Here is a 20,509-nt window from a genome sequence, read left to right on the forward strand (position 1 = left end):
CCACGGGCAGATATAGGCCCTCGGCGCTATAAAATAATACGATCTGCACGGGTGAAGATTTCAAAATCTTCACCCCGCACCAGCGCAACAAGCGTGATGCCCGCTCTCTCGGCAGTTTCGATGGCAAGTGCGGTGGGAGCCGAAATTGCCGCTAAAACGGGACTACCGAGGATCGCCGTCTTCTGGACCATCTCCACCGACAAGCGGCTGGTAACGACGACAATGCCCGCCCCCGCGGATATGCCGGCATTGACGACCGCACCGGCAAGCTTGTCGAGCGCGTTATGGCGGCCGACATCCTCACGCGCGGCAAACAGGCCTTTTCCAGGATCATAAAAACCCGCACCGTGAACGGCCCTTGTCTCGCGGTTAAGGCTTTGCGCATCGTTGAGCGCTTTCATCGCGGCAACAATCCCATGGCCGTCAATGGACATTCTCGCACCGCTTAGATCCGGCACAACCCGCACGGCCTGCTCGATGGATTCAATCCCGCACAGGCCGCAGCCGACAGGGCCTGCCATGTGCCGCCGCCTCGCGCGCAGCGCCTCTGCTTCAGCGTCCCGCAGATCCACCTGAACATCATAACCTTGCCCTGCCTCGACCACCTCGACTGAGAGGATTTCAGAACGCATCGATATGATGCCCTCCGTGAGACTGAAGCCGACGGCGAAATCGACAAGATCGGCGGGGCTTGCCATCATCACCGCATGGGTGCTGCCACCGTAAGAAAAGGCAACGGGCACCTCTTCCGGCACGGCCCTCTCACCTGCGGTTACGACACCCTGTTGCAAAGCGGTTCTCGCAACCCTTCGGTAACTTACCTCTGCCGACACCGCATTACTCCTCCAGTCTGGAAATGCGCCTCGCCTTGCCCAATCGGCGGAAGCGGCATCTCGTCTCAGCATCACATCTAGCCCATGCCCCTGAAAATCGGAATCTATTTCGGGCAATAGCGGCAGTCGACCAAGAGAGCGACCCTCACGAGAACGAATTTCTTTCCTCAGATGACAGACGCGGGCTGAAAACAAAAAAGCGACCGAGGCGGCCGCTTTTCTGGTTTGAAATTGTGTGGGCAGTCATTCTTTCGAACCCGCCCGGTGCTTTCAAGCAGCGACGAGAACCTCATGCAGGTTCGTCAGTTCGTAGAGATGCTTTTCAAGCTTGGTCAGATGCTCGTGGTGATGATTACCCTCCTGGATTTCGGCCTTGGCCGCATCGATACGCTTCTGCAGCGTGTCGGGGGACATATCATCGGCCGAAACGGCGGATTCTGCCAGAAGCGTGCAACCCGTCGGGAGAATATCGGCAAAACCGCCGAAAACGACGTATTTATGCGTTTCGCCGGAGGCGAACTTCACCGTCACCAGGCCCGGCTTGATCGTCGTCATGGTCGGCGCATGATTTGCCAGCACCGTCATCTCACCCAGCGTAGCCGGGATGACGACTTCCGTAACCGTTTCGGAAACGAGCAGACGTTCCGGGGAAACGAGATCGAATTTGAAACTGTCAGCCATGGCTATTCACTTCTTTTCAATTACGCGGGCGTCACGGACTTGTCTTCTACAATGCTGGCAAAGCCATTCCGGTTTCGCCGCCATTGCCGGCAAGGCGCGCGGTTGATCCACGCGCCTGCAATTCATAATCAGGCAGCTTCGCCAGCCAGCTTCTTTGCCTTTTCGATGGCTTCTTCCATCGAACCGACCATGTAGAAAGCGGCTTCCGGCAGGCTGTCATATTCGCCGTTGACCAGGCCCTTGAAGCCCTTGATCGTGTCTTCGAGCGCAACGAGCTTGCCCGGCGAACCGGTGAAGACTTCAGCGACGAAGAACGGCTGCGACAGGAAGCGCTCGATCTTACGGGCGCGGGCAACCGTCAGCTTGTCTTCTTCCGACAGTTCGTCCATGCCGAGGATGGCGATGATGTCCTGGAGAGACTTGTAGCGCTGCAGGGTCGACTGAACCTTACGGGCAACCTCGTAGTGCTCTTCGCCAACGATCATCGGGTCGAGCATACGCGAGGTGGAGTCGAGCGGGTCAACAGCCGGGTAAATACCCTTTTCAGCGATCGAACGCGACAGAACCGTCGTTGCGTCAAGATGCGCGAACGAGGTTGCAGGAGCCGGGTCGGTCAAGTCGTCGGCGGGAACGTAAATAGCCTGAACCGAGGTGATCGAACCCTTGTTCGTGGTGGTGATGCGTTCCTGCATCTGGCCCATGTCGGTTGCCAGCGTCGGCTGATAACCCACGGCCGAAGGAATACGACCGAGCAGAGCCGACACTTCCGAACCAGCCTGCGTGAAGCGGAAGATGTTGTCCACGAAGAACAGAACGTCCTGGCCTTCATCACGGAAGTTTTCAGCGATCGTCAGACCGGTCAGAGCAACGCGAGCGCGGGCGCCCGGCGGTTCGTTCATCTGGCCGTAAACGAGCGCAGCCTTGGAGCCTTCGCCGCCGCCGAGCTTGTTGACGTTCGATTCGATCATTTCGTGGTAGAGGTCGTTACCTTCGCGGGTACGTTCACCCACGCCGGCGAACACCGAGTAACCACCATGCGCCTTGGCGACGTTGTTGATCAGTTCCATGATGAGAACCGTCTTGCCAACGCCGGCGCCGCCGAACAGGCCGATCTTGCCGCCCTTGGCGTAAGGAGCCAGAAGGTCGACGACCTTGATGCCGGTGACGAGGATCTGTGCTTCGGTCGACTGCTCGACGTAAGACGGTGCATCCTGGTGGATGGCGCGCTTCTTGGCCGTGGTGATCGGACCAGCTTCGTCAACCGGCTCGCCAATGACGTTCATGATGCGGCCGAGCGTTTCCGGACCGACCGGAACTTCGATCGGTGCACCGGTGTTGGCGACGGCCTGACCGCGGACGAGACCTTCGGTCGAGTCCATGGCGATCGTGCGAACGACGTTTTCACCGAGGTGCTGCGCGACTTCCAGAACGAGGCGGTTGCCGTTGTTCTCGGTTTCGAGCGCGTTCAGGATCGGAGGCAGTTCGCCTTCGAATGCCACGTCGACAACAGCGCCGATAACCTGGGTAACCTTGCCCGCGCCGTTCACCGCTGCGGTTTTCTTGGGGGTAGCTGCCTTAGCCATTATCCTTACCCTCTTTCCTTACCTCAGAGCGCTTCCGCGCCCGAAATGATTTCAATGAGTTCCTTGGTGATCTGAGCCTGACGCTGACGGTTGTAGGAAAGCGTCAGCTTGTTGATCATCTCACCGGCATTGCGCGTTGCATTGTCCATCGCGCTCATCTTGGCGCCCATTTCACCGGCAACGTTTTCGAGCAGAGCCCGGAAAACCTGAACCGAAATGTTGCGCGGAATAAGGTCTTCCAGAATAGAAGCCGCATCCGGCTCATATTCGTAGACGGCGTTCTGCGTCGTCTCATCCGCTTCCACGACAGGCGTAGCGGCCGGAATGAGCTGCAGGCCGGTCGGGATCTGGCTGATGACGGACTTGAATTCCGAATAGATCAGCGTGCAGACGTCGAATTCGCCAGCGTTGAAGAGCGAGATCACCTTCTTGGCGATCTGGTCGGCATTTTCAAAACCGACCTTCTTCACGTCGCGCAGTTCGACGCGCTCGATGATGTTGGCTGCAAATTCGCGGCGAAGGCTGTCGTAACCCTTCTTGCCAACCGTGATGATCTTGACCGTCTTGCCTTCCGAAATCAGCTTGCGGGCATGATCGCGGGCAAAACGGGAAATCTGCGAGTTGAAACCGCCGCAAAGACCACGTTCAGCCGTGCAGACGACGAGCAGATGCACGTCGTCCTTGCCGGTGCCGGTCATCAGCGCCGGAGCAACGTCCGCCTCAACCGCCGTGGCGATGTTGGCAAGAACGGCGCTCATGCGCTGAGAATAAGGCCGGGCGGCCTCCGCAGCTTCCTGGGCGCGCCGAAGCTTCGCCGCGGCGACCATTTTCATCGCCTTGGTAATCTTCTGCGTCGCCTTCACCGAGGCAATGCGGTTTTTCAGATCCTTTAGTGAAGGCATCCGTTATCCGTCCGAGTAAAAGAGCCCTGATTACGAGAAAGACTTGGCGAAGTTATCAAGAGCGCCCTTGAGCTTGCCCTTGGTATCGTCGCTGATAGACTTTTCCGTGCGGATGGTGTCGAGGATCGCCTTGCCTTCCGAGCGGAGGTAGGAGAGCAGACCCTGCTCGAACTTGCCGACCTGTGCGACCGGGATCTTGTCGAGGTAGCCGTTGACACCGGCGAAGATCACCGCGACCTGTTCTTCCGTCTTGAGCGGAGAGAACTGCGGCTGCTTCAGAAGCTCGGTCAGGCGGGCGCCGCGGTTGAGCAGGCGCTGCGTGGAAGCATCGAGGTCCGAACCGAACTGGGCGAAGGCAGCCATTTCGCGATACTGGGCGAGTTCACCCTTGATCGAACCGGCAACCTGCTTCATCGCCTTGATCTGAGCGGCAGAGCCAACGCGCGAAACCGACAGACCGACGTTAACGGCCGGACGAATGCCCTGGTAGAACAGGTCGGTTTCAAGGAAGATCTGGCCGTCGGTGATCGAGATCACGTTGGTCGGAATAAAGGCCGAAACGTCGTTACCCTGGGTTTCGATGACAGGCAGAGCCGTCAGCGAGCCAGCGCCCATTTCGTCGGAGAGCTTTGCAGCGCGCTCGAGAAGACGGGAGTGAAGGTAGAAAACGTCGCCCGGATAAGCTTCGCGGCCCGGAGGACGACGCAGCAGAAGCGACATCTGACGATAGGCAACGGCCTGCTTGGAAAGGTCGTCATAACCGATGAGAGCGTGCTTGCCGTTGTCACGGAAGTACTCACCCATGGCGCAACCGGCGAACGGAGCGAGGTACTGCATCGGAGCCGGGTCGGAAGCGGTAGCAGCAACGATGATCGAATACTGCAGCGCGCCGCGCTCTTCCAGAACCTTCACGAACTGGGCAACGGTCGAACGCTTCTGACCGATAGCGACGTACACGCAATAAAGCTTGTCGCCGTCAGGGCCATTGTCGTGAATGGCCTTCTGGTTCAGGATCGTGTCGAGAATGATGGCGGTCTTGCCGGTCTGGCGGTCGCCGATGACGAGCTCGCGCTGGCCGCGGCCAACCGGGATGAGCGCGTCGATGGCCTTGAGGCCGGTCGACATCGGCTCATGAACCGACTTGCGCGGAATGATGCCGGGAGCCTTGACGTCAACGCGCGAACGCTTGGCGGCATTGATCGGGCCCTTGCCGTCGATCGGGTTGCCAAGCGCGTCAACGACGCGGCCGAGCAGTTCCGGACCAACGGGAACGTCAACGATAGCGCCAGTCCGCTTTACGGTGTCGCCTTCCTTGATGTCACGGTCCGAACCGAAGATAACCACACCGACGTTGTCGGCTTCAAGGTTGAGCGCCATGCCGCGAATGCCGCCGGGGAACTCGACCATTTCGCCGGCCTGAACATTGTCGAGGCCATAGACGCGGGCGATACCGTCACCGACGGAAAGCACCTGACCGACTTCCGAGACTTCCGCCTCGTTGCCGAAATTTTTGATTTGATCTTTCAGAATTGCGGAAATTTCCGCGGCGCGGATATCCATCAGCCAACCTCTTTCAGTGCAAGCTTAAGGGTGGAAAGTTTGGTGCGAAGAGACGTATCGATCTGGCGGGAACCGACCTTGACGATCAGGCCGCCGAGGATCGACGGATCGACGGTAACGGAAATCGTCACATCCTTGCCGGTAACGCTCTTCAGCGCCGCTTTCAGTTCAGTTTCCTGCGCCTCGTCGAGCGCATGTGCCGAGGTAACCTCGGCGGTGATTTCGCCGCGGTGGGCGGCGGCAATGGTGCGGTAGGCGCGGATCATGCCGGGAACGGCAAAGAGACGGCGATTATTGGCAACGACCTTGAGGAAATTGACAGCAAGACCGGCGATACCGGCCTTCTCGCAGATTGCGGTGATTGCCTTGAACTGATCCTCGGCGGAAAACACCGGGCTCGCAACCAGACGCTTCAAATCGTCGCTTTCGTCCAGAAGTGCGCCGAACTTATCCAGATCGGCCCCAACCGCTTCGACCGCACCCGCTTCCAAAGCAAGCTCGAAAAGCGACGACGCATACCTTTCCGCTACACCGGATGTTCCATGGGAGGTGTCTGCCACGGGCACTTTTTCCCTGCTAATCGTCCAAGATTATCAACGGTGGCGATCCACCGCATCAAATTCTTGAAATCGTTTCAATTTCCCCGAAAAAGACCGGAATTCCCCCCTGCCTTTTCCCAATTTCGCGGTCCGTCTAGCATAGGACGCCGGGACTCGCAACACGCGTAATAGCGGAAAGCGCCGTTTGGGCAAGGGGGAATGCGTTTAAATTTTCCGATTTCGCTCAGGATGCGGGTCTGGTGCGGCACAAAAGCCAAAAAGCCCGGCTTAGACCAGTCCGAAGACGTAGCTCAACGACAATGCGGCCAGGACAAAATGCACAACCATGAGTAAGCAATTCCGCATGGTTGCGCCTCCATCTGACAGAATGGAGAGGATGCCGCCGAACACGCTGAGAGAAAAGGCCGCACCGAAAGCAAGATAGACCATGGGCTGCGCCAGAAGCAGCGTTGCCGCGCCGAGACCGAGATAGAACCCGGCAAGCGAGGAGCGCACCAGCGCATAACCATCCCTGCTCTCGCCAGCCGGCTGCAGGCCGAAGGCGCGAAGGGTAATGCCGGGTGCAAACATGAAAAACAGACCGATCGCGGCCGATATCACCGCGGCTCCAAAGGCCAGTTGCTCGCCGAATTCGGCCGGAAAGTAAAACTCCATCTCGTTCCCCAAATCGTTCTTTTCGCCTGCTGCGTTATGACACGGCCATGACAGCGGGAAAACGCCTTCATTGACAATGTTCAGAGGAAACTTTGCGGATCGATATCCAGCTGAACATGGACGCTGCCCCGCTCCTTCGGGCCATTGGCGAGAAGCGTCCGGAGAAAGGACTGCATGTCGGAATTGCGCCGCCCGTGCACCAGCAACCGGAAACGATGACGGCCGCGGATGAGTGCGAGCGGCGCTTCTGCCGGGCCGAGCAGCATGATGCCCGTCACCTGCGGTGCCGCCGCCCTCAAGCCCCGCGCATGGGTTTCGGCCTCCGCACGCGTATCGGCGGAGACAATAACCGAGGCAAGACGCCCGAAGGGCGGCAGGACGGCTTTTTCCCGCTCGACGATCTCCCTTTCGTAAAAGGCCGAGGCATCACCTGAAACGATTGCCTGCATCACGGGATGCTGCGGCTGATAGGTCTGCAGCAGGCCATGGCTCTTCAACCCCGTGCGCCCTGCGCGCCCCGTAACCTGCGACAATAGCTGAAACGTTCGCTCCGCCGCACGCGGATCGCCATTGGCAAGGCCGAGATCGGCATCAACGATGCCCACCAGCGTCATCAGCGGAAAATTATGTCCCTTGGCGACGAGCTGCGTGCCGATCACGATATCGGCCTCGCCCTTGACGATCGCCTCCAGCTCCAGCCGCAGGCGCTTGACGCCCATGAGATCGGAGGAAAGCACGATGGTGCGGGCCTCGGGGAAATGTTTTTCCACCTCCTCGGCGATGCGCTCCACACCCGGCCCGCAGGCCACCAGATGATCGAAGGTGCCGCATTCCGGGCAATGGTCGGGCGTCGGCTCGCTGTGGCCGCACTGGTGGCATTGCAATTGATTGCGGAAACGGTGCTCCACCAGCCAACTGGAACATTGCGGGCACTGGAAACGATGGCCGCAGACCCGGCAGAGCGTCAGCGGCGCATAACCGCGGCGATTGAGGAAAAGCAGAGCCTGCTCGCCTTTCTCGATCGTCTTGCCGATGCCGCGCAGCAGGACGGGTGACAGAAACCCTCCCCTTTCCGGCGGATGACGGCGCATATCGACAAGGTGCAGATCGGGCATAGCCGCATCGCCGAACCGCGTGTGCAGGTGAATGGTGTTGTAACGCCCCGAACTGCCGTTGACCTGGCTTTCGACCGATGGCGTGGCCGACACCAGCACGACAGGGAATTCCGCGATCCGCGCTCTCACGACCGCCATGTCGCGGGCATTATAATAGACGCGGTCCTCCTGCTTGTAGGCCGGGTCGTGCTCTTCATCGACGATGATCAGACCGAGATTGTCGAAAGGCAGAAAAAGTGCCGAGCGCGCGCCCGCCACCACCTTCACCTCGCCCGTCACCGCCTGCCGCCAGACCTTTTCCCGCATGCGAGGCGACAGGTCCGAATGCCACTCCGCCGGTTTGGCGCCGAAACGATCCTGAAAGCGTTCAAGAAAGGCCGCCGTCAACGCGATTTCAGGCAACAGGATGAGAACCTGCTTGCCCTGACGGAGCGTCTCGGCCACAGCTTCGAAATAGACCTCGGTCTTGCCAGAGCCGGTCACGCCATCGATCAGCGAGACATGAAACCCGCCCTTGCGTACATCTTCAAGGATTTCTGAAGCGGCCTGTTTCTGCGGGCCTTCAAGACGCGGCTCGACATAGTCAGGATCGGGCTCGGCCACGACAGGCGGCGCCGGCAGAAACACCGTCTCGAATACGCCCTGCTTGACAAGGCCATCGATGACGCTGGTTGAAACGCCGGCGGCATGGGCAAGCCCGCTCTTCGTCCAGCCATGCCCCTCTGCCGCCAGTTCCATCACCCGCTCGCGGGCGGGGGTAAGGCGCTCCGGCCTGCCTTCGGTCAACCGAAGGCCCTCGATCATCGGTTCTGGATCGAAGGCGGCGGGCGCTCGAAGCGCCATGCGCGCCACGAGACCGGGGGGCGAAAGCGTATAGGCGGCGACCCAGTCCACGAAACGGCGCATCTCCGCCTTCAGCGGCGGGCACTCGAAACTCTTGGAAATGGGCCGCAGTTTCTTCGGGTCGACGCTCTTCTCTCCGGCATCGTCCCACACCACGCCGAAGACCTGCCGCGGGCCGAGCGGCACCTGAACGACGGAGCCCGTCTCCACCACCATATCTTCAGGCACGGCGTAGCTATAGGGTCCCGGCGCCGGCATGGGCACGAGAACGGGCACCGTGCGCGTGGGCGACGGCGGGTCGAACAGAGCCCCAAACAGATCGGACGAATCTTTTGCCATGATGTGGCGACCATGCCCCGGCGACAGGAAAAAGGAAACCGCCCGGATGTAGTGGGCGCGCCTTGCAAAGTCCACCTCTTAACCAAATGCTGACCATAAGGGCATAGCTTCGAGTTATGGAATGGAGCGCCGTGTGACCGAAATCCTGACATTTGCCCAAGCCGATCTTTTGAACGAACGCCAGTCCTGGCTCGCCGCCCTCGCCGGCGAACGCCGGCTTTCCGACAATACCGTCGAGGCATATGAACGCGACACCCGCCAGTTCCTGACCTTTCTCACGGGTTACATCGGCAAGCCCGCAGCCATCGCCGATATAGCTGATTTGCGCCCGGTCGATCTTCGCGCCTTTCTGGCCAGCCGCCGCAAGGAAGGCGCCGGTGCGCGGTCACTGGGCAGACACCTGGCAGGCCTGCGGTCGCTTCTTCACCACCTCCAGAAAAAAGGCCTCGTAAATGCCGCCGGTGCTACCGCCATGCGCGCGCCGAAACAGCCGAAATCACTGCCGAAACCGCTCACCGACCGGCAGGCGCTGAAGATCACCACCACCGAGGCGCAGTTGAACGAAGAGCCCTGGATCGCCGCCCGCAACGCCGCTGTCCTTTCACTTTTATACGGCTGTGGCCTTCGCATTTCCGAAGCCCTTGGGCTGATCCCGGCCGATTTTCCACCCGGCGCCCGCAGCCTTCGCATCACCGGCAAAGGCAACAAGACCCGGATCGTTCCCCTGCTGGCGGTGGTGACGGAAGCGGTCGAAGCCTATAAAAAGCTTTGCCCCTATCATCTGGCAGCGGACGAGCCGCTATTCCTCGGTGCGCGCGGCGGCAAGTTGCAGCCCGCCATCATCCAGCGCGAGATGCAGAAATTGCGCGGCGCTTTCGGTCTGCCGGAAAATGCGACGCCACATGCCCTGCGCCATTCCTTCGCCACCCATCTTCTGGCCGGCGGCGGCGATTTGCGCACCATTCAGGAACTGCTCGGCCATGCCAGCCTTTCCACCACCCAGATCTATACCGGCGTCGACACCGCAAGATTGCTGGAAATCTACGATAAAGCCCACCCCCGCGCATGAGATGAGAAATGGTTAACCATAACCATTAACCAGACATCCAAGCCACCGTTCTATAAGCAAGCAAGAACCGGATGGTACCTATGCAAAGCCTTATAAAGCCACAAAATCTCACCGCCACCCTGATGGGCAAGACCGGCGACGCCATGCTCTGGTTGCTCGCAGCCATTCATGTCACAGCCGTTGCCATCCTGCTCGCGACGTTGCTGTCGCTGGGTGAGGCGCAGGCCGCCGAACAGGAGATAAGCTGCACCGGCAACGACATCCTCGTGGAAATGCGCAAAAGCGATCCGCAGGGCTTTGCGAAGATCGAACAGGAAGCAGCCGCAATCCCCAACGGCAAGGGCAATTTCTGGCGCATCGAAAAAGCCGGAACGGAACCCTCCTTTCTTCTCGGCACCATGCACATCACGGATCCGCGCGTTCTCGGCATGCCGACCGCTGCCGCACCCGCTTTCGAGACCTCCGCGACGGTCATCGTGGAATCGGACGAAATCGTCGATGACAAGAAGATCGCCGCATCGCTGTTGACCCGACCCGAGCTCACCATGTTTCTGGACGGCAAATCAATCACCGACATCCTGTCGCCCGAAAATGTCGCCCGTCTTGAAAAGGGCCTTAAGGAACGTGGCATTCCGTTGAATGCCGTTTCGCGCATGAAGCCCTGGATGCTGTCGAGCTTCGTGGCCCTGCCCGCCTGCGAATTCGCCCGCAAGGCCACCGGCCTGTCCTTTCTCGACAAGAAGCTGGCCGAAGATGCGCTCGCAGATGGAAAACGTCTCGTCGGGCTGGAGACCATGGTTGAACAGCTGACGGCCATGTCCGAACTGCCAATGGAATTTCATCTGCAGGCGCTGATTGAAACGCTCGAACTGGGCGACCGCATGGATGACATCATGACGACCATGACCGATCTCTACGTCAGCGGCGATATCGGCATGACGATGCCGATGCTGAAAAGCCTCGACACCAAAAAGCCGGCAGAGGGCGACCAGGGTTACGCCGCCTTCGAGCAACGCATCATCACCGACCGCAATCATGTCATGGCGGATCGGGCGGCCCCGGAGCTTGGAAAGGGAAATGTCTTCATGGCCGTCGGCGCCCTGCATCTGCCGGGCGAGGAAGGCGTTGTCGAACTCCTGCGCGCGCAGGGATTCACACTGACACGCGTCGACTAAAACCTGCGTCTACCTGACGGGCTGGATATCCCTGCAGAGAGGTCGCATTGTCGCTGGCACGATGCGGCGGTGAAACGGCCCGACGGCAAGAAGATACAGCCTTCCGAACAGGTTCTTGCGTCTGACGATGGTCGTGACATTGACCAGCTGGTGCTTCCCTTTGTCTTCAAGGTCGATGATGATCCGGAAATCGAGATGACGGTCATCGAAGCCCAGCACCGTTCGCTCGGGCGTGGAGGACAGGACGGGAAACCCGCCCGCTGATGTGCCTGCCGCCAGCTCGACCGTTTTTAAACCGAAAAACGAAACGATACGGTTGCGAAGCACCATGAGACCGCTGATCCACGCCGGAGGATGATCGAGAAGAAGTCTGCTCACGTCGAGTGATGACGATTGCGGCCTTATCATCTCTCCCTGAAAGCAATCCCGCCAGTCAGCGCCCGGCAATATGTCTTCGCAATCCCGCATCCTCGATCCCCGACCGCCTGATGCGGCAAGGCTCATCATCCGCCTTTTCCGGCGGCAGAAAACGCGACAAAGCGCCGCCGCTCGCCGAAGGAGCGGCAGAACCTGAAGCGGCTAGCCGTGCGTCATGCGCTTCAGGACATTGGTGCGCCAGTAGAACTGATGAACCAGAACGGCTGCGACATGGCCGACGATCAACACCCACATCAGCGCCTTGAACGGGCCGGAATGCAGCTGCCCGGCCGCCTGAGCACCGAAATAATAGGCCGCGATACCGGAGAGAGGCAGGGCAAAGAACAGCGCATAAAAGGTGAAATGCGCCACTTTGGCGGCGATCTGAAACGGCCGCGGCTCCGCGGCGGCATGCGGCGGCACACCCTGGAAGAAGCGCAGACAGAGGCGCAGAAGCGCAAGCAACAGAATGGCAAAACCAACATAGGCGTGAATATTGGCCGAGGAGATTTGATCCGGCGTCAATGTTTCGCCCCGCCGCATCAGCCGGTAGGCATGGGCCATGGCATCGGGAAACAGCAGATTGAAGAAGATCAGAAGTGCCATTGCCCAGTGAATGACACGCTGCGGAACAGAGAAGGAAACTTGACTGGAATATGCCATTTTATTGCCTTTTATCAAAAGGTTAGATTGGCTATGGCATAAGTATGGAAAACCCCGGCCTGCATGGCAAGCCGGGGTTAAGCAGATGACTGAAATTTAATATTGGAGCGCCTGGCTCCAAAACCAATCACATATGGATCGGCTTGAAGAAGGTCGCGAGCGCTGCTTCCTTCACCGCTTCCGACATGGTCGGATGCGCATGGCAGGTGCGGCCGAGATCTTCCGAAGAACCGCCGAATTCCATCAGCACGGTGATCTCGTGGATCATTTCACCAGCGCCGAAACCGACGATGTGGCCGCCGAGAACCCGGTCGGTTTCCTTGTCTGCAAGGATCTTCACGAAACCATCCGTCACCTGCATGGCGCGGGCGCGGCCATTGGCGGTGAAGGGGAACTTGCCGACCTTGTAGGCGATACCAGCGGCCTTCAGCTCCTCTTCGGTCTTGCCGACGGAAGCGATTTCAGGCTGCGTATAGACCACGGCCGGAATGACATCGTAATTCACATGGCCACGCTGGCCGGCGAGGATTTCCGCAAGCGCAACGCCCTCGTCTTCCGCCTTGTGCGCCAGCATCGGACCCTTCACCACGTCGCCGATCGCATAGATGCCGTCGACATTGGTCTTGTAGTGACCGTCGATTTCGACACGGCCACGGCTGTCCAGCACGACGCCGGCTTCCGCAAGGCCGAGACCTTCGGTGTAGGGCTTGCGGCCGGTGGAGATCAGCACGACATTTGCTTCCAGCGTTTCGGCAGCGCCGCCCTTGACCGGTTCGAACACAACCTTTGCACCGGCAGCGGTCTTTTCAACGGCCGTCACCTTGGCGCCGAGCTTGAAATCGAGACCCTGCTTGGCGAGCAGACGCTGGGCCTGCTTGGAAACTTCGCTATCCATGCCGCCGAGAATATTGTCGAGATATTCGACGACGGTCACCTTGGCGCCGAGGCGCGACCAGACCGAGCCGAGCTCGAGGCCGATGACACCGCCGCCGACGACGATCAGCTTTTCCGGAACCTTGGAAAGAGCGATCGCGCCAGTGGAGGAGACGATGACGTTTTCATCGATATCAACCTGAACGCCGGGAATGCCGGCGACATCCGAACCCGTGGCGATGACGATGTTCTTCGCCTCGATCTCCTGCGTCTCACCCTTGTCGTTGGTGACGGAAACCTTGCCGGCGGAAACCACCTTGCCGGTGCCCTGGAAGGCATCGATCTTGTTCTTCTTGAACAGGAAGGCGACGCCGTCGACATTGGCCTTCACCACGCCGTCCTTGTGGCCCATCATCTTTTCAAGGTTCAGCTTCGGAGCGGCAACTTCGATACCGAGCGTATCGACGCCATGGGCGACATGCGCGAAGGTTTCTGACGCATGCAGCAGCGCCTTGGAAGGGATGCAGCCGACATTGAGGCAGGTGCCGCCATAGGTCGCGCGCTTTTCGATGACAGCGACCTTCAGGCCGAGCTGTGCCGCCTTGACCGCGCAAACATAACCGCCGGGACCCGTACCGATTACAACTACATCATATGCCATGTTTCTGTTCCTGATTGATATCGGGCAGGATTTTGAACCGCCCTGCTTCCGTTTGACCTGAAACTCAGGCCGCTTTTTCCGTTGCTAGTTTTATACCGAGTGCGATGAAGACCACGCCGCTGGTGCGGTCGATCCATTGGCTGGCGCGCTGAAATGCGGCGCGCATGCGGGGCGTCGTCATGAACAGGCTGACCCCGACGAACCACAGGATAAGGCAGCTTGCCATGACGAGGCCGTATCCGAATTTGATGGTGACGGGCGTATGCGCATGAACCACCGTCGAAAAGATCGACAGGAAGAAAAACACCGGCTTGGGATTGAGCGCATTGGCGGCAAAACCGAGCGTGAAGGCCTTGAGCGCGGTCTGCCTGCTTTTGACCGGCACGACACCATCCGCACCGACCTCCGGCAATTCGGTCTTGCCGGCGCGCAGCGCCTTGATGCCGATATAGATGAGATAGGCAACACCCAGCCATTTGACGATATTAAAGAGATAGATCGACTGGGAAATGATGAGACCAAGTCCAAGGATCGTATAGGTGACGTGGAACATCAGCGATGTGCCCACGCCGAAGCTGGTGATGATGGCCTGTTTTCGCCCATGTACCATGGCCTGACGCATGACCATCGCCAGATCGGCGCCGGGCGAGACGATTGCGAAAGCGAAGATCGCCATCAGGGATGCAAGTTCGATCAAATACTGATGCATCGGAAACCAGCCTCTAGAACATCAACACGAAGAGCATCAGCAGCAGGCCGAGCATCGAGCCGAGCCAGACCAGCGAACGAATATAAGGCACACCGGCCAGATAAAGTGGAATATAGGCCACCCGGCAGATCAGCCAGATCCATGCGCCGGTAAGTGCCAGCCCGGACGGATCGCCGGCCATGATGACACCGAAGGCGAGCGCGATGAAAGCGGGATAGGTTTCCCGGAAATTTTCCGAGGCGCGTGCTGCCCGGCCGGTGAACCTGCCTTCAGGCTTCCTCTCCGCATCTCGTGGGCCGGCATTCCAGTCCATCCCAAATTCCCGCGTCGCCGTCATGGCCTGCAGCATGATATGCACCACAAGCAGAAGGACGCTGAGACCGATCAGCGGTAGAAAGGGTGAAGCGGCAAGAAATGTCGGCTGCACGTTCGCTCTCCTGATGGAATTTCAGCGGGGCCTCAATTGAAACCCCGCCGAAACGAAAAGCAAGACCGATCAGAGATCGAGAACCAGGCGTTCCGGATCTTCGAGGCTTTCCTTGACGCGAACGAGGAAGGTCACGGCTTCCTTGCCGTCAACGATACGGTGATCGTAGGAGAGCGCGAGATACATCATCGGGCGGATGACGACCTGACCGCCGATCGCAACCGGGCGTTCCTGGATCTTGTGCATGCCGAGGATGCCGGACTGCGGCGCATTGAGGATCGGCGAAGACATCAGCGAACCGTAGACACCGCCATTGGTGATGGTGAAGGTGCCGCCCTGCATGTCGGCCATGCCGAGCGAACCGTCACGGGCTGCCTTGGCGAGGCGACCCAGTTCCTTTTCGACGCCGGCGATGGAGAGCTGGTCAGCATCGCGGATAACCGGAACAACGAGACCCTTGTCGGTGCCGACAGCCATGCCGACGTGACAATAGTTCTTGTAGATGATGTCCGTGCCGTCGATTTCAGCGTTGACGGCCGGCAGTTCCTTCAGCGCGTGGGTCACGGCTTTGGTGAAGAAGCCCATGAAGCCGAGCTTGACGCCATGCTTCTTCTCGAACACGTCCTTGTAGCGGTTACGCAGGTCCATGACGGCGCTCATGTCCACCTCATTATAGGTGGTCAGCATGGCGGCGGTGTTCTGCGCGTCTTTCAGGCGACGGGCGATCGTCTGGCGCAGGCGGGTCATCTTCACGCGCTCTTCGCGAACCTGATCCTGCTCGGCGGAAACCGGACGGGGAGCAGCAGCAACCGGAGCCGGAGCGGCGGCAGGTGCCGAAACGCCCTTGGCGACGGCAGCGAGAACATCGCCCTTCAGAACCTGGCCGCGCTTGCCCGAACCGTCGACCTGATCGGCAGACAGGTTGTTTTCAGCAAGCAGCTTGCCGGCGGCAGGAGCCGGCGGCATGGAGCCCGTTGCCGGAGCAGCGATTGCCGCAGGGGCCGGGGCAGCTGCGGCGGCAGCAGGCTTTGCCGGTTCGGCAGCAGGTGCGGAGGTCGCAGCACCGGCAGCACCTTCGGCGATCTGGCCGAGAAGCGCGTCGAGACCGACGGTTTCGCCATTCTGCGCGACGATTTCGGTCAACACGCCAGAGGCGGGTGCCGGGACTTCGACGGTAACCTTGTCGGTTTCCAGTTCAACGAGCGGTTCGTCGGCCTTGACGGTATCGCCGACCTTCTTGAACCAAGTGCCGACGGTCGCTTCGCTGACGGATTCGCCGAGGGTTGGTACGCGGATTTCAGTGGCCATGATCTAGTTCCGTTATTCAGGTGTCTTTTTTGCGGGGCGATGCGGGAGAGTTCTCACTCTCCCAGCGCGTCTTCCAGGAACGCAGCAAGCTGCGCCAGGTGCTTGGACATCAGGCCGGTCGCCGGAGAGGCGGCAGCCGGACGGCCCGTGTAACGGACCTTCTGGTACTTGGCGTCGATATGCGCCAGAACCCATTCAAGGTAAGGATCGATGAACGACCACGCACCCATGTTCTTCGGCTCTTCCTGGCACCAGACCATCTCCGCATTGCGGAAACGCGAAAGCTCGTTGATGAGCGCCTTGGCCGGGAACGGATAGAGCTGTTCGACGCGCAGCAGGTAGATGTCGTCGATACCGCGCTTTTCACGCTCCTCGAGCAGATCGTAATAGACCTTGCCCGTGCACATGACGACGCGACGGATCTTCGAATCCTTCTGCAGCTTGATCGGGCCGTCCTTGATGACTTCAGCATCGTCCCACAGGAGACGGTGGAAGGAGGACTCACCCGCAAGCTCCGCCAGCGACGAGGTGGCGCGCTTGTGACGCAGCAGCGACTTCGGCGTCATCAGGATCAGCGGCTTGCGGAAGTCACGCTTCATCTGACGGCGCAGGATGTGGAAGTAGTTGGCCGGCGTCGTGCAGTTGGCAACCTGCATGTTGTCTTCGGCGCACATCTGCAGCCAGCGCTCCAGACGGGCGGACGAATGTTCCGGACCCTGACCTTCATAACCATGCGGCAGAAGGCAGACGAGGCCGGACATGCGCAGCCACTTGCGTTCACCCGAAGAGATGAACTGGTCGAACACCACCTGCGCACCGTTGGCGAAGTCGCCGAACTGGGCTTCCCAGAGCGTCAGCGCATTCGGGCGGGCCAGCGAATAACCGTATTCGAAGCCGAGAACCGCTTCTTCCGAAAGCATCGAGTTGATGACTTCGTAACGGGCCTGCGTTGGCGAAAGGTTGGCGAGCGGGATGTAACGTTCTTCGGTTTCCTGATCGTAGAGAACCGAGTGGCGCTGCGAGAAGGTGCCGCGTTCGCAATCCTGGCCGGAAAGACGGATCTTGTGGCCATCGGCGACAAGCGAACCGAAAGCAAGTGCTTCCGCCATCGCCCAATCGATGCCCTCGCCCGTCTCGATCATCTGCGAGCGGTTTTCCATGAAGCGCTGGATCGTGCGGTGGGCGCTGAAGCCTTCCGGAATGGTCGACAGCTTCTTGCCGATTTCCTTCAGCTGCTTCATCGGCACGCCGGTCTTGCCGCGACGCTGCTCATCGGCATTGTCGGCGGCACGCAGACCCGACCACTGGCCGTCCAGCCAGTCGGCCTTGTTCGGCTTGTAGGACTGGCCCGCTTCGAATTCCTGCTCGAGATGCGCGCGCCAGTCGGCCTTCATCTTCTCGAATTCGCCTTCGTTGATCAGGCCTTCGGCGATCAGACGGTCGGCATAGATGCGCGCGACGGTCTTGTGACCACGGATGACCTTGTACATCTTCGGCTGCGTGAACGCCGGCTCGTCGCCTTCATTATGGCCGAAGCGGCGGTAACAGAACATGTCGATGACGACAGGCTTGTGGAATTTCATGCGGTATTCGGTGGCAACCTTTGCCGCATAGGTCACCGCTTCCGGATCGTCGCCATTGACGTGGAAGATCGGTGCCTCGATCATCTTGGCAACGTCGGACGGATAGGGCGACGAGCGCGAGAAGGCCGGGTTCGTCGTGAAACCGATCTGGTTGTTGATGATGAAATGCATGGTGCCGGCAACGCGGTGACCGCGCAGGCCGGAAAGGCCGAGAATTTCAGCAACCACGCCCTGACCCGCAAAAGCGGCATCGCCGTGGAGCAGCAGCGGCAGCACCTTGGCGCGTTCGGACAGCGGAATGATGTCGCCGTCCCATGCCTTGGCAAGCTGGTCCTGCTTGGCGCGCGCCTTGCCCATGACGACGGGGTTGACGATTTCAAGGTGCGACGGGTTGGCCGTCAGCGACAGGTGAACCTTGTTGCCGTCGAATTCGCGGTCGGAGGAGGCACCGAGATGGTACTTCACGTCGCCGGAACCTTCGACGTCGTCAGGCTTGAACGAACCGCCCTTGAACTCGTGGAACACGGCGCGGTGCGGCTTGCCCATGACGTTGGTGAGAACGTTCAGACGGCCACGGTGGGCCATGCCGAGCACGACTTCTTCCAGGCCGTCCTGGCCGCCGCGCTTGATGATCTGTTCGAGCGCCGGGATCAGCGATTCACCGCCGTCGAGGCCGAAACGCTTGGTGCCCTTGAAACGCACGTCGAGGAACTGCTCGTAACCTTCGGCTTCGACCAGCTTGGAAAGAATGGCCTTCTTGCCTTCCGGCGTGAAAGCGACACCCTTGTCCGGGCCTTCGATGCGTTCCTGGATCCAGCCCTTTTCTTCCGGGTTGGACATATGCATGAATTCGACGCCGAGCGTCGAGCAATAGGTACGCTCGAGAATATCGACCATCTCGCGCACGGTCGCATATTCGAGACCGAGAACGTTATCGATGAAAATCTTGCGGTCGTAATCGCTTTCCTCGAAGCCGTAGGACTTCGGCGAAAGCTCGTTGTAATCCTCAACGGCGCTGGCAATGCCGAGCGGGTCGAGCTTGGCGTGCAGGTGGCCGCGCATGCGATAGGCGCGGATCATCATGATGGCGCGGACGCTGTCACGGGTCGCCTGAAGCACTTCAGCCGGGCTGACGGCCTTGCCGGTGTCGGCGCTCTTCGCCTCGGCCTTCGCCTGAACCTTCTTTTCGATGGCCTTCTCGACCGTGGCCCAGTTGCCGTCGAGAGCGGATACCAGGTCGCCATTGGCCGGGATCGGCCAGTTGGCGCGCTTCCAGGAGGCGCCCTTGGCCGCCTTCTTCACGTCTTCCGGATTATCGGACAACGCCTTGAAGAAGCTCTGCCACTCCGGCGACACGGAAGAGGGATCCTCTTCGTACCGGGCATAGAGCTGCTCGATATAGGCTGCATTCGCGCCGTCCAGAAACGACGTGATCTGAAACTGCTCGTTCGCTTCTTGCCTTGCCATTGTGTTCTTGCGGACTTGTCCGTCCGCCTCCTCGATGCCGTTAGGGCTGTTTGACCAGCCTGCCGCTTTGATTATTGCTGTCTGCCGCCGGGGCGGTATGCCGTTCTGTCTGTCGTTCTTGCGGCATCGGGCAGCGCAGCGATAAAGCCGCGCCGCCCGTTACCGGTCTCATGTGGTCTCAGCCCTTGAGGACTTCAACCAGCGTCTTGCCGAGGCGCGCCGGAGAGGGCGATACCTTGATGCCGGCTGCTTCCATTGCTGCGATCTTCGACTCTGCGTCGCCCTTGCCGCCGGAAACGACAGCGCCGGCGTGGCCCATGGTGCGGCCCTTCGGAGCCGTACGGCCCGCGATGAAGCCGGCCATCGGCTTCTTGCGGCCCTTCTTGGCTTCGTCGATCAGGAACTGCGCCGCATCTTCTTCAGCCGAGCCGCCGATTTCGCCGATCATGATGATCGACTGGGTGGCGTCGTCGGCGAGGAACATTTCCAGGACGTCGATGAACTCGGTGCCCTTGACCGGGTCGCCGCCGATGCCGACAGCCGTGGTCTGGCCGAGGCCTTCGTTGGAGGTCTGGAACACGGCTTCATAGGTGAGCGTGCCCGAACGGGAAACGATACCGACCGAACCCTTGCGGAAGATGGAGCCCGGCATGATACCGATCTTGCATTCTTCCGGCGTCAGGATACCCGGGCAGTTCGGGCCGAGCAGGCGCGACTTGGAGCGGTCGAGGCGAGCCTTGACGCGCACCATGTCCATGACCGGGATACCTTCGGTGATGCAGGTGATGAACGGAATTTCCGCATCGATGGCTTCGATGATGGCGTCTGCTGCACCTGCCGGCGGAACATAGATCACGGATGCGTCTGCACCGGTCTTTTCCTTGGCTTCGGCAACCGTTGCGAAGATCGGCAGGCTTTCGCCCTTGGAACCGGTCCAGGTTTCGCCACCCTTCTTCGGGTGAATACCGCCGACCATCTGCGTGCCGTAATAAGCAAGCGCCTGTTCGGTGTGGAAGGTTCCGGTCTTGCCGGTCAGACCCTGAACAAGGATCTTCGTGTCTTTATTAACAAGAATAGACATTATTTC

At 59.8% G+C, this 20,509-nt stretch carries 18 protein-coding genes; 2 read left to right on the forward strand and 16 right to left on the reverse strand.

Going from position 1 to position 20,509, the window contains the following annotated elements; genetic code table 11:
- Nucleotides 1-26: 26 nt before the first annotated feature.
- From fdhD to AGR13A_RS13065, 8 genes are all read right to left on the reverse strand, one after another.
- Nucleotides 27-755: a formate dehydrogenase accessory sulfurtransferase FdhD gene (gene fdhD / locus AGR13A_RS13030; protein ID WP_374701842.1), complete on the reverse strand. Its 729-nt coding sequence runs from the start codon at nucleotides 753-755 to the stop codon at nucleotides 27-29.
- A gap of 348 nt (nucleotides 756-1,103) precedes the next feature.
- The gene (locus AGR13A_RS13035; protein WP_006310765.1) at nucleotides 1,104-1,514 is read right to left on the reverse strand and encodes a F0F1 ATP synthase subunit epsilon; all 411 of its coding nucleotides are present in this window, start codon (nucleotides 1,512-1,514) and stop codon (nucleotides 1,104-1,106) included.
- 128 nt (nucleotides 1,515-1,642) lie between these two features.
- Complete coding sequence (gene atpD / locus AGR13A_RS13040) at nucleotides 1,643-3,097, reverse strand: F0F1 ATP synthase subunit beta (protein WP_035221615.1); 1,455 nt, start codon at nucleotides 3,095-3,097, stop codon at nucleotides 1,643-1,645.
- Between the two features lie 23 nt (nucleotides 3,098-3,120).
- On the reverse strand, nucleotides 3,121-3,999 hold the full coding sequence (locus AGR13A_RS13045; protein WP_080836089.1) for a F0F1 ATP synthase subunit gamma: 879 nt from the start codon (nucleotides 3,997-3,999) through the stop codon (nucleotides 3,121-3,123).
- 30 nt (nucleotides 4,000-4,029) lie between these two features.
- The gene (atpA, locus tag AGR13A_RS13050; RefSeq protein ID WP_080836091.1) at nucleotides 4,030-5,559 is read right to left on the reverse strand and encodes a F0F1 ATP synthase subunit alpha; all 1,530 of its coding nucleotides are present in this window, start codon (nucleotides 5,557-5,559) and stop codon (nucleotides 4,030-4,032) included.
- Nucleotides 5,559-6,125, reverse strand: coding sequence for a F0F1 ATP synthase subunit delta (locus AGR13A_RS13055; RefSeq protein ID WP_175414380.1), 567 nt, complete (start codon nucleotides 6,123-6,125; stop codon nucleotides 5,559-5,561). The genes atpA and AGR13A_RS13055 overlap by 1 nt, the downstream gene beginning before the upstream one ends.
- Before the next feature lie 261 nt (nucleotides 6,126-6,386).
- Nucleotides 6,387-6,773 (reverse strand): AGROH133_08824 family phage infection protein, encoded by a 387-nt coding sequence (locus tag AGR13A_RS13060; protein WP_080836092.1) that lies wholly within the window; start codon nucleotides 6,771-6,773, stop codon nucleotides 6,387-6,389.
- An 80-nt stretch (nucleotides 6,774-6,853) separates the two neighbouring features.
- Nucleotides 6,854-9,070 (reverse strand): primosomal protein N', encoded by a 2,217-nt coding sequence (locus tag AGR13A_RS13065; RefSeq protein ID WP_080836857.1) that lies wholly within the window; start codon nucleotides 9,068-9,070, stop codon nucleotides 6,854-6,856.
- A gap of 121 nt (nucleotides 9,071-9,191) precedes the next feature.
- Between AGR13A_RS13065 and AGR13A_RS13070 the strand changes: the two genes are divergently transcribed.
- Together AGR13A_RS13070 and AGR13A_RS13075 are read left to right on the forward strand one after the other, a co-directional pair.
- Nucleotides 9,192-10,139, forward strand: coding sequence for a tyrosine recombinase XerC (locus AGR13A_RS13070; protein ID WP_080836094.1), 948 nt, complete (start codon nucleotides 9,192-9,194; stop codon nucleotides 10,137-10,139).
- A gap of 80 nt (nucleotides 10,140-10,219) precedes the next feature.
- Nucleotides 10,220-11,314 (forward strand): TraB/GumN family protein, encoded by a 1,095-nt coding sequence (locus AGR13A_RS13075; RefSeq protein ID WP_080836098.1) that lies wholly within the window; start codon nucleotides 10,220-10,222, stop codon nucleotides 11,312-11,314.
- Between the two features lie 9 nt (nucleotides 11,315-11,323).
- On the opposite strand, the gene AGR13A_RS13080 is transcribed toward AGR13A_RS13075, so the two are convergent.
- The 8 genes from AGR13A_RS13080 to sucD all read right to left on the reverse strand — a co-directional run bounded on the left by AGR13A_RS13080 (nucleotide 11,324) and on the right by sucD (nucleotide 20,503).
- On the reverse strand, nucleotides 11,324-11,782 hold the full coding sequence (locus tag AGR13A_RS13080) for a DUF2867 domain-containing protein (RefSeq protein WP_167377543.1): 459 nt from the start codon (nucleotides 11,780-11,782) through the stop codon (nucleotides 11,324-11,326).
- Between the two features lie 111 nt (nucleotides 11,783-11,893).
- Nucleotides 11,894-12,394 (reverse strand): cytochrome b, encoded by a 501-nt coding sequence (locus AGR13A_RS13085; RefSeq protein ID WP_080836102.1) that lies wholly within the window; start codon nucleotides 12,392-12,394, stop codon nucleotides 11,894-11,896.
- Nucleotides 12,395-12,521: 127 nt separating this feature from the next.
- The gene (gene lpdA / locus AGR13A_RS13090; RefSeq protein ID WP_080836104.1) at nucleotides 12,522-13,928 is read right to left on the reverse strand and encodes a dihydrolipoyl dehydrogenase; all 1,407 of its coding nucleotides are present in this window, start codon (nucleotides 13,926-13,928) and stop codon (nucleotides 12,522-12,524) included.
- Nucleotides 13,929-13,992: 64 nt separating this feature from the next.
- Nucleotides 13,993-14,637, reverse strand: coding sequence for a LysE family translocator (locus tag AGR13A_RS13095; protein ID WP_035221636.1), 645 nt, complete (start codon nucleotides 14,635-14,637; stop codon nucleotides 13,993-13,995).
- A gap of 13 nt (nucleotides 14,638-14,650) precedes the next feature.
- Complete coding sequence (locus tag AGR13A_RS13100) at nucleotides 14,651-15,064, reverse strand: MAPEG family protein (protein ID WP_035221638.1); 414 nt, start codon at nucleotides 15,062-15,064, stop codon at nucleotides 14,651-14,653.
- Between the two features lie 69 nt (nucleotides 15,065-15,133).
- Nucleotides 15,134-16,372, reverse strand: coding sequence for a 2-oxoglutarate dehydrogenase complex dihydrolipoyllysine-residue succinyltransferase (odhB, locus tag AGR13A_RS13105; RefSeq protein WP_080836106.1), 1,239 nt, complete (start codon nucleotides 16,370-16,372; stop codon nucleotides 15,134-15,136).
- A 53-nt stretch (nucleotides 16,373-16,425) separates the two neighbouring features.
- Nucleotides 16,426-19,422, reverse strand: a complete 2,997-nt coding sequence (locus AGR13A_RS13110) for a 2-oxoglutarate dehydrogenase E1 component (protein WP_035221643.1) — start codon at nucleotides 19,420-19,422, stop codon at nucleotides 16,426-16,428.
- Between the two features lie 178 nt (nucleotides 19,423-19,600).
- On the reverse strand, nucleotides 19,601-20,503 hold the full coding sequence (gene sucD / locus AGR13A_RS13115; RefSeq protein WP_003492390.1) for a succinate--CoA ligase subunit alpha: 903 nt from the start codon (nucleotides 20,501-20,503) through the stop codon (nucleotides 19,601-19,603).
- Between the last annotated feature and the right edge of the window lie 6 nt (nucleotides 20,504-20,509).

Source organism: Agrobacterium genomosp. 13 str. CFBP 6927 (assembly GCA_900012615.1).
Lineage (GTDB): Bacteria > Pseudomonadota > Alphaproteobacteria > Rhizobiales > Rhizobiaceae > Agrobacterium.

Excerpts from the sequence above, each read along its gene's own strand:
- AGR13A_RS13045 (WP_080836089.1), bottom strand. The coding sequence starts at position 3,999 with ATGCCTTCACTAAAGGATCTGAAAAACCGCATTGCCTCGGTGAAGGCG.
- AGR13A_RS13075 (WP_080836098.1), top strand. The coding sequence starts at position 10,220 with ATGCAAAGCCTTATAAAGCCACAAAATCTCACCGCCACCCTGATGGGC.
- AGR13A_RS13080 (WP_167377543.1), bottom strand. The coding sequence starts at position 11,782 with ATGCGGGATTGCGAAGACATATTGCCGGGCGCTGACTGGCGGGATTGC.
- AGR13A_RS13070 (WP_080836094.1), top strand. The coding sequence starts at position 9,192 with ATGGAGCGCCGTGTGACCGAAATCCTGACATTTGCCCAAGCCGATCTT.
- AGR13A_RS13085 (WP_080836102.1), bottom strand. The coding sequence starts at position 12,394 with ATGGCATATTCCAGTCAAGTTTCCTTCTCTGTTCCGCAGCGTGTCATT.
- AGR13A_RS13065 (WP_080836857.1), bottom strand. The coding sequence starts at position 9,070 with ATGGCAAAAGATTCGTCCGATCTGTTTGGGGCTCTGTTCGACCCGCCG.
- atpD (WP_035221615.1), bottom strand. The coding sequence starts at position 3,097 with ATGGCTAAGGCAGCTACCCCCAAGAAAACCGCAGCGGTGAACGGCGCG.
- AGR13A_RS13035 (WP_006310765.1), bottom strand. The coding sequence starts at position 1,514 with ATGGCTGACAGTTTCAAATTCGATCTCGTTTCCCCGGAACGTCTGCTC.
- AGR13A_RS13110 (WP_035221643.1), bottom strand. The coding sequence starts at position 19,422 with ATGGCAAGGCAAGAAGCGAACGAGCAGTTTCAGATCACGTCGTTTCTG.
- atpA (WP_080836091.1), bottom strand. The coding sequence starts at position 5,559 with ATGGATATCCGCGCCGCGGAAATTTCCGCAATTCTGAAAGATCAAATC.
- AGR13A_RS13060 (WP_080836092.1), bottom strand. The coding sequence starts at position 6,773 with ATGGAGTTTTACTTTCCGGCCGAATTCGGCGAGCAACTGGCCTTTGGA.
- sucD (WP_003492390.1), bottom strand. The coding sequence starts at position 20,503 with ATGTCTATTCTTGTTAATAAAGACACGAAGATCCTTGTTCAGGGTCTG.
- odhB (WP_080836106.1), bottom strand. The coding sequence starts at position 16,372 with ATGGCCACTGAAATCCGCGTACCAACCCTCGGCGAATCCGTCAGCGAA.
- lpdA (WP_080836104.1), bottom strand. The coding sequence starts at position 13,928 with ATGGCATATGATGTAGTTGTAATCGGTACGGGTCCCGGCGGTTATGTT.
- AGR13A_RS13095 (WP_035221636.1), bottom strand. The coding sequence starts at position 14,637 with ATGCATCAGTATTTGATCGAACTTGCATCCCTGATGGCGATCTTCGCT.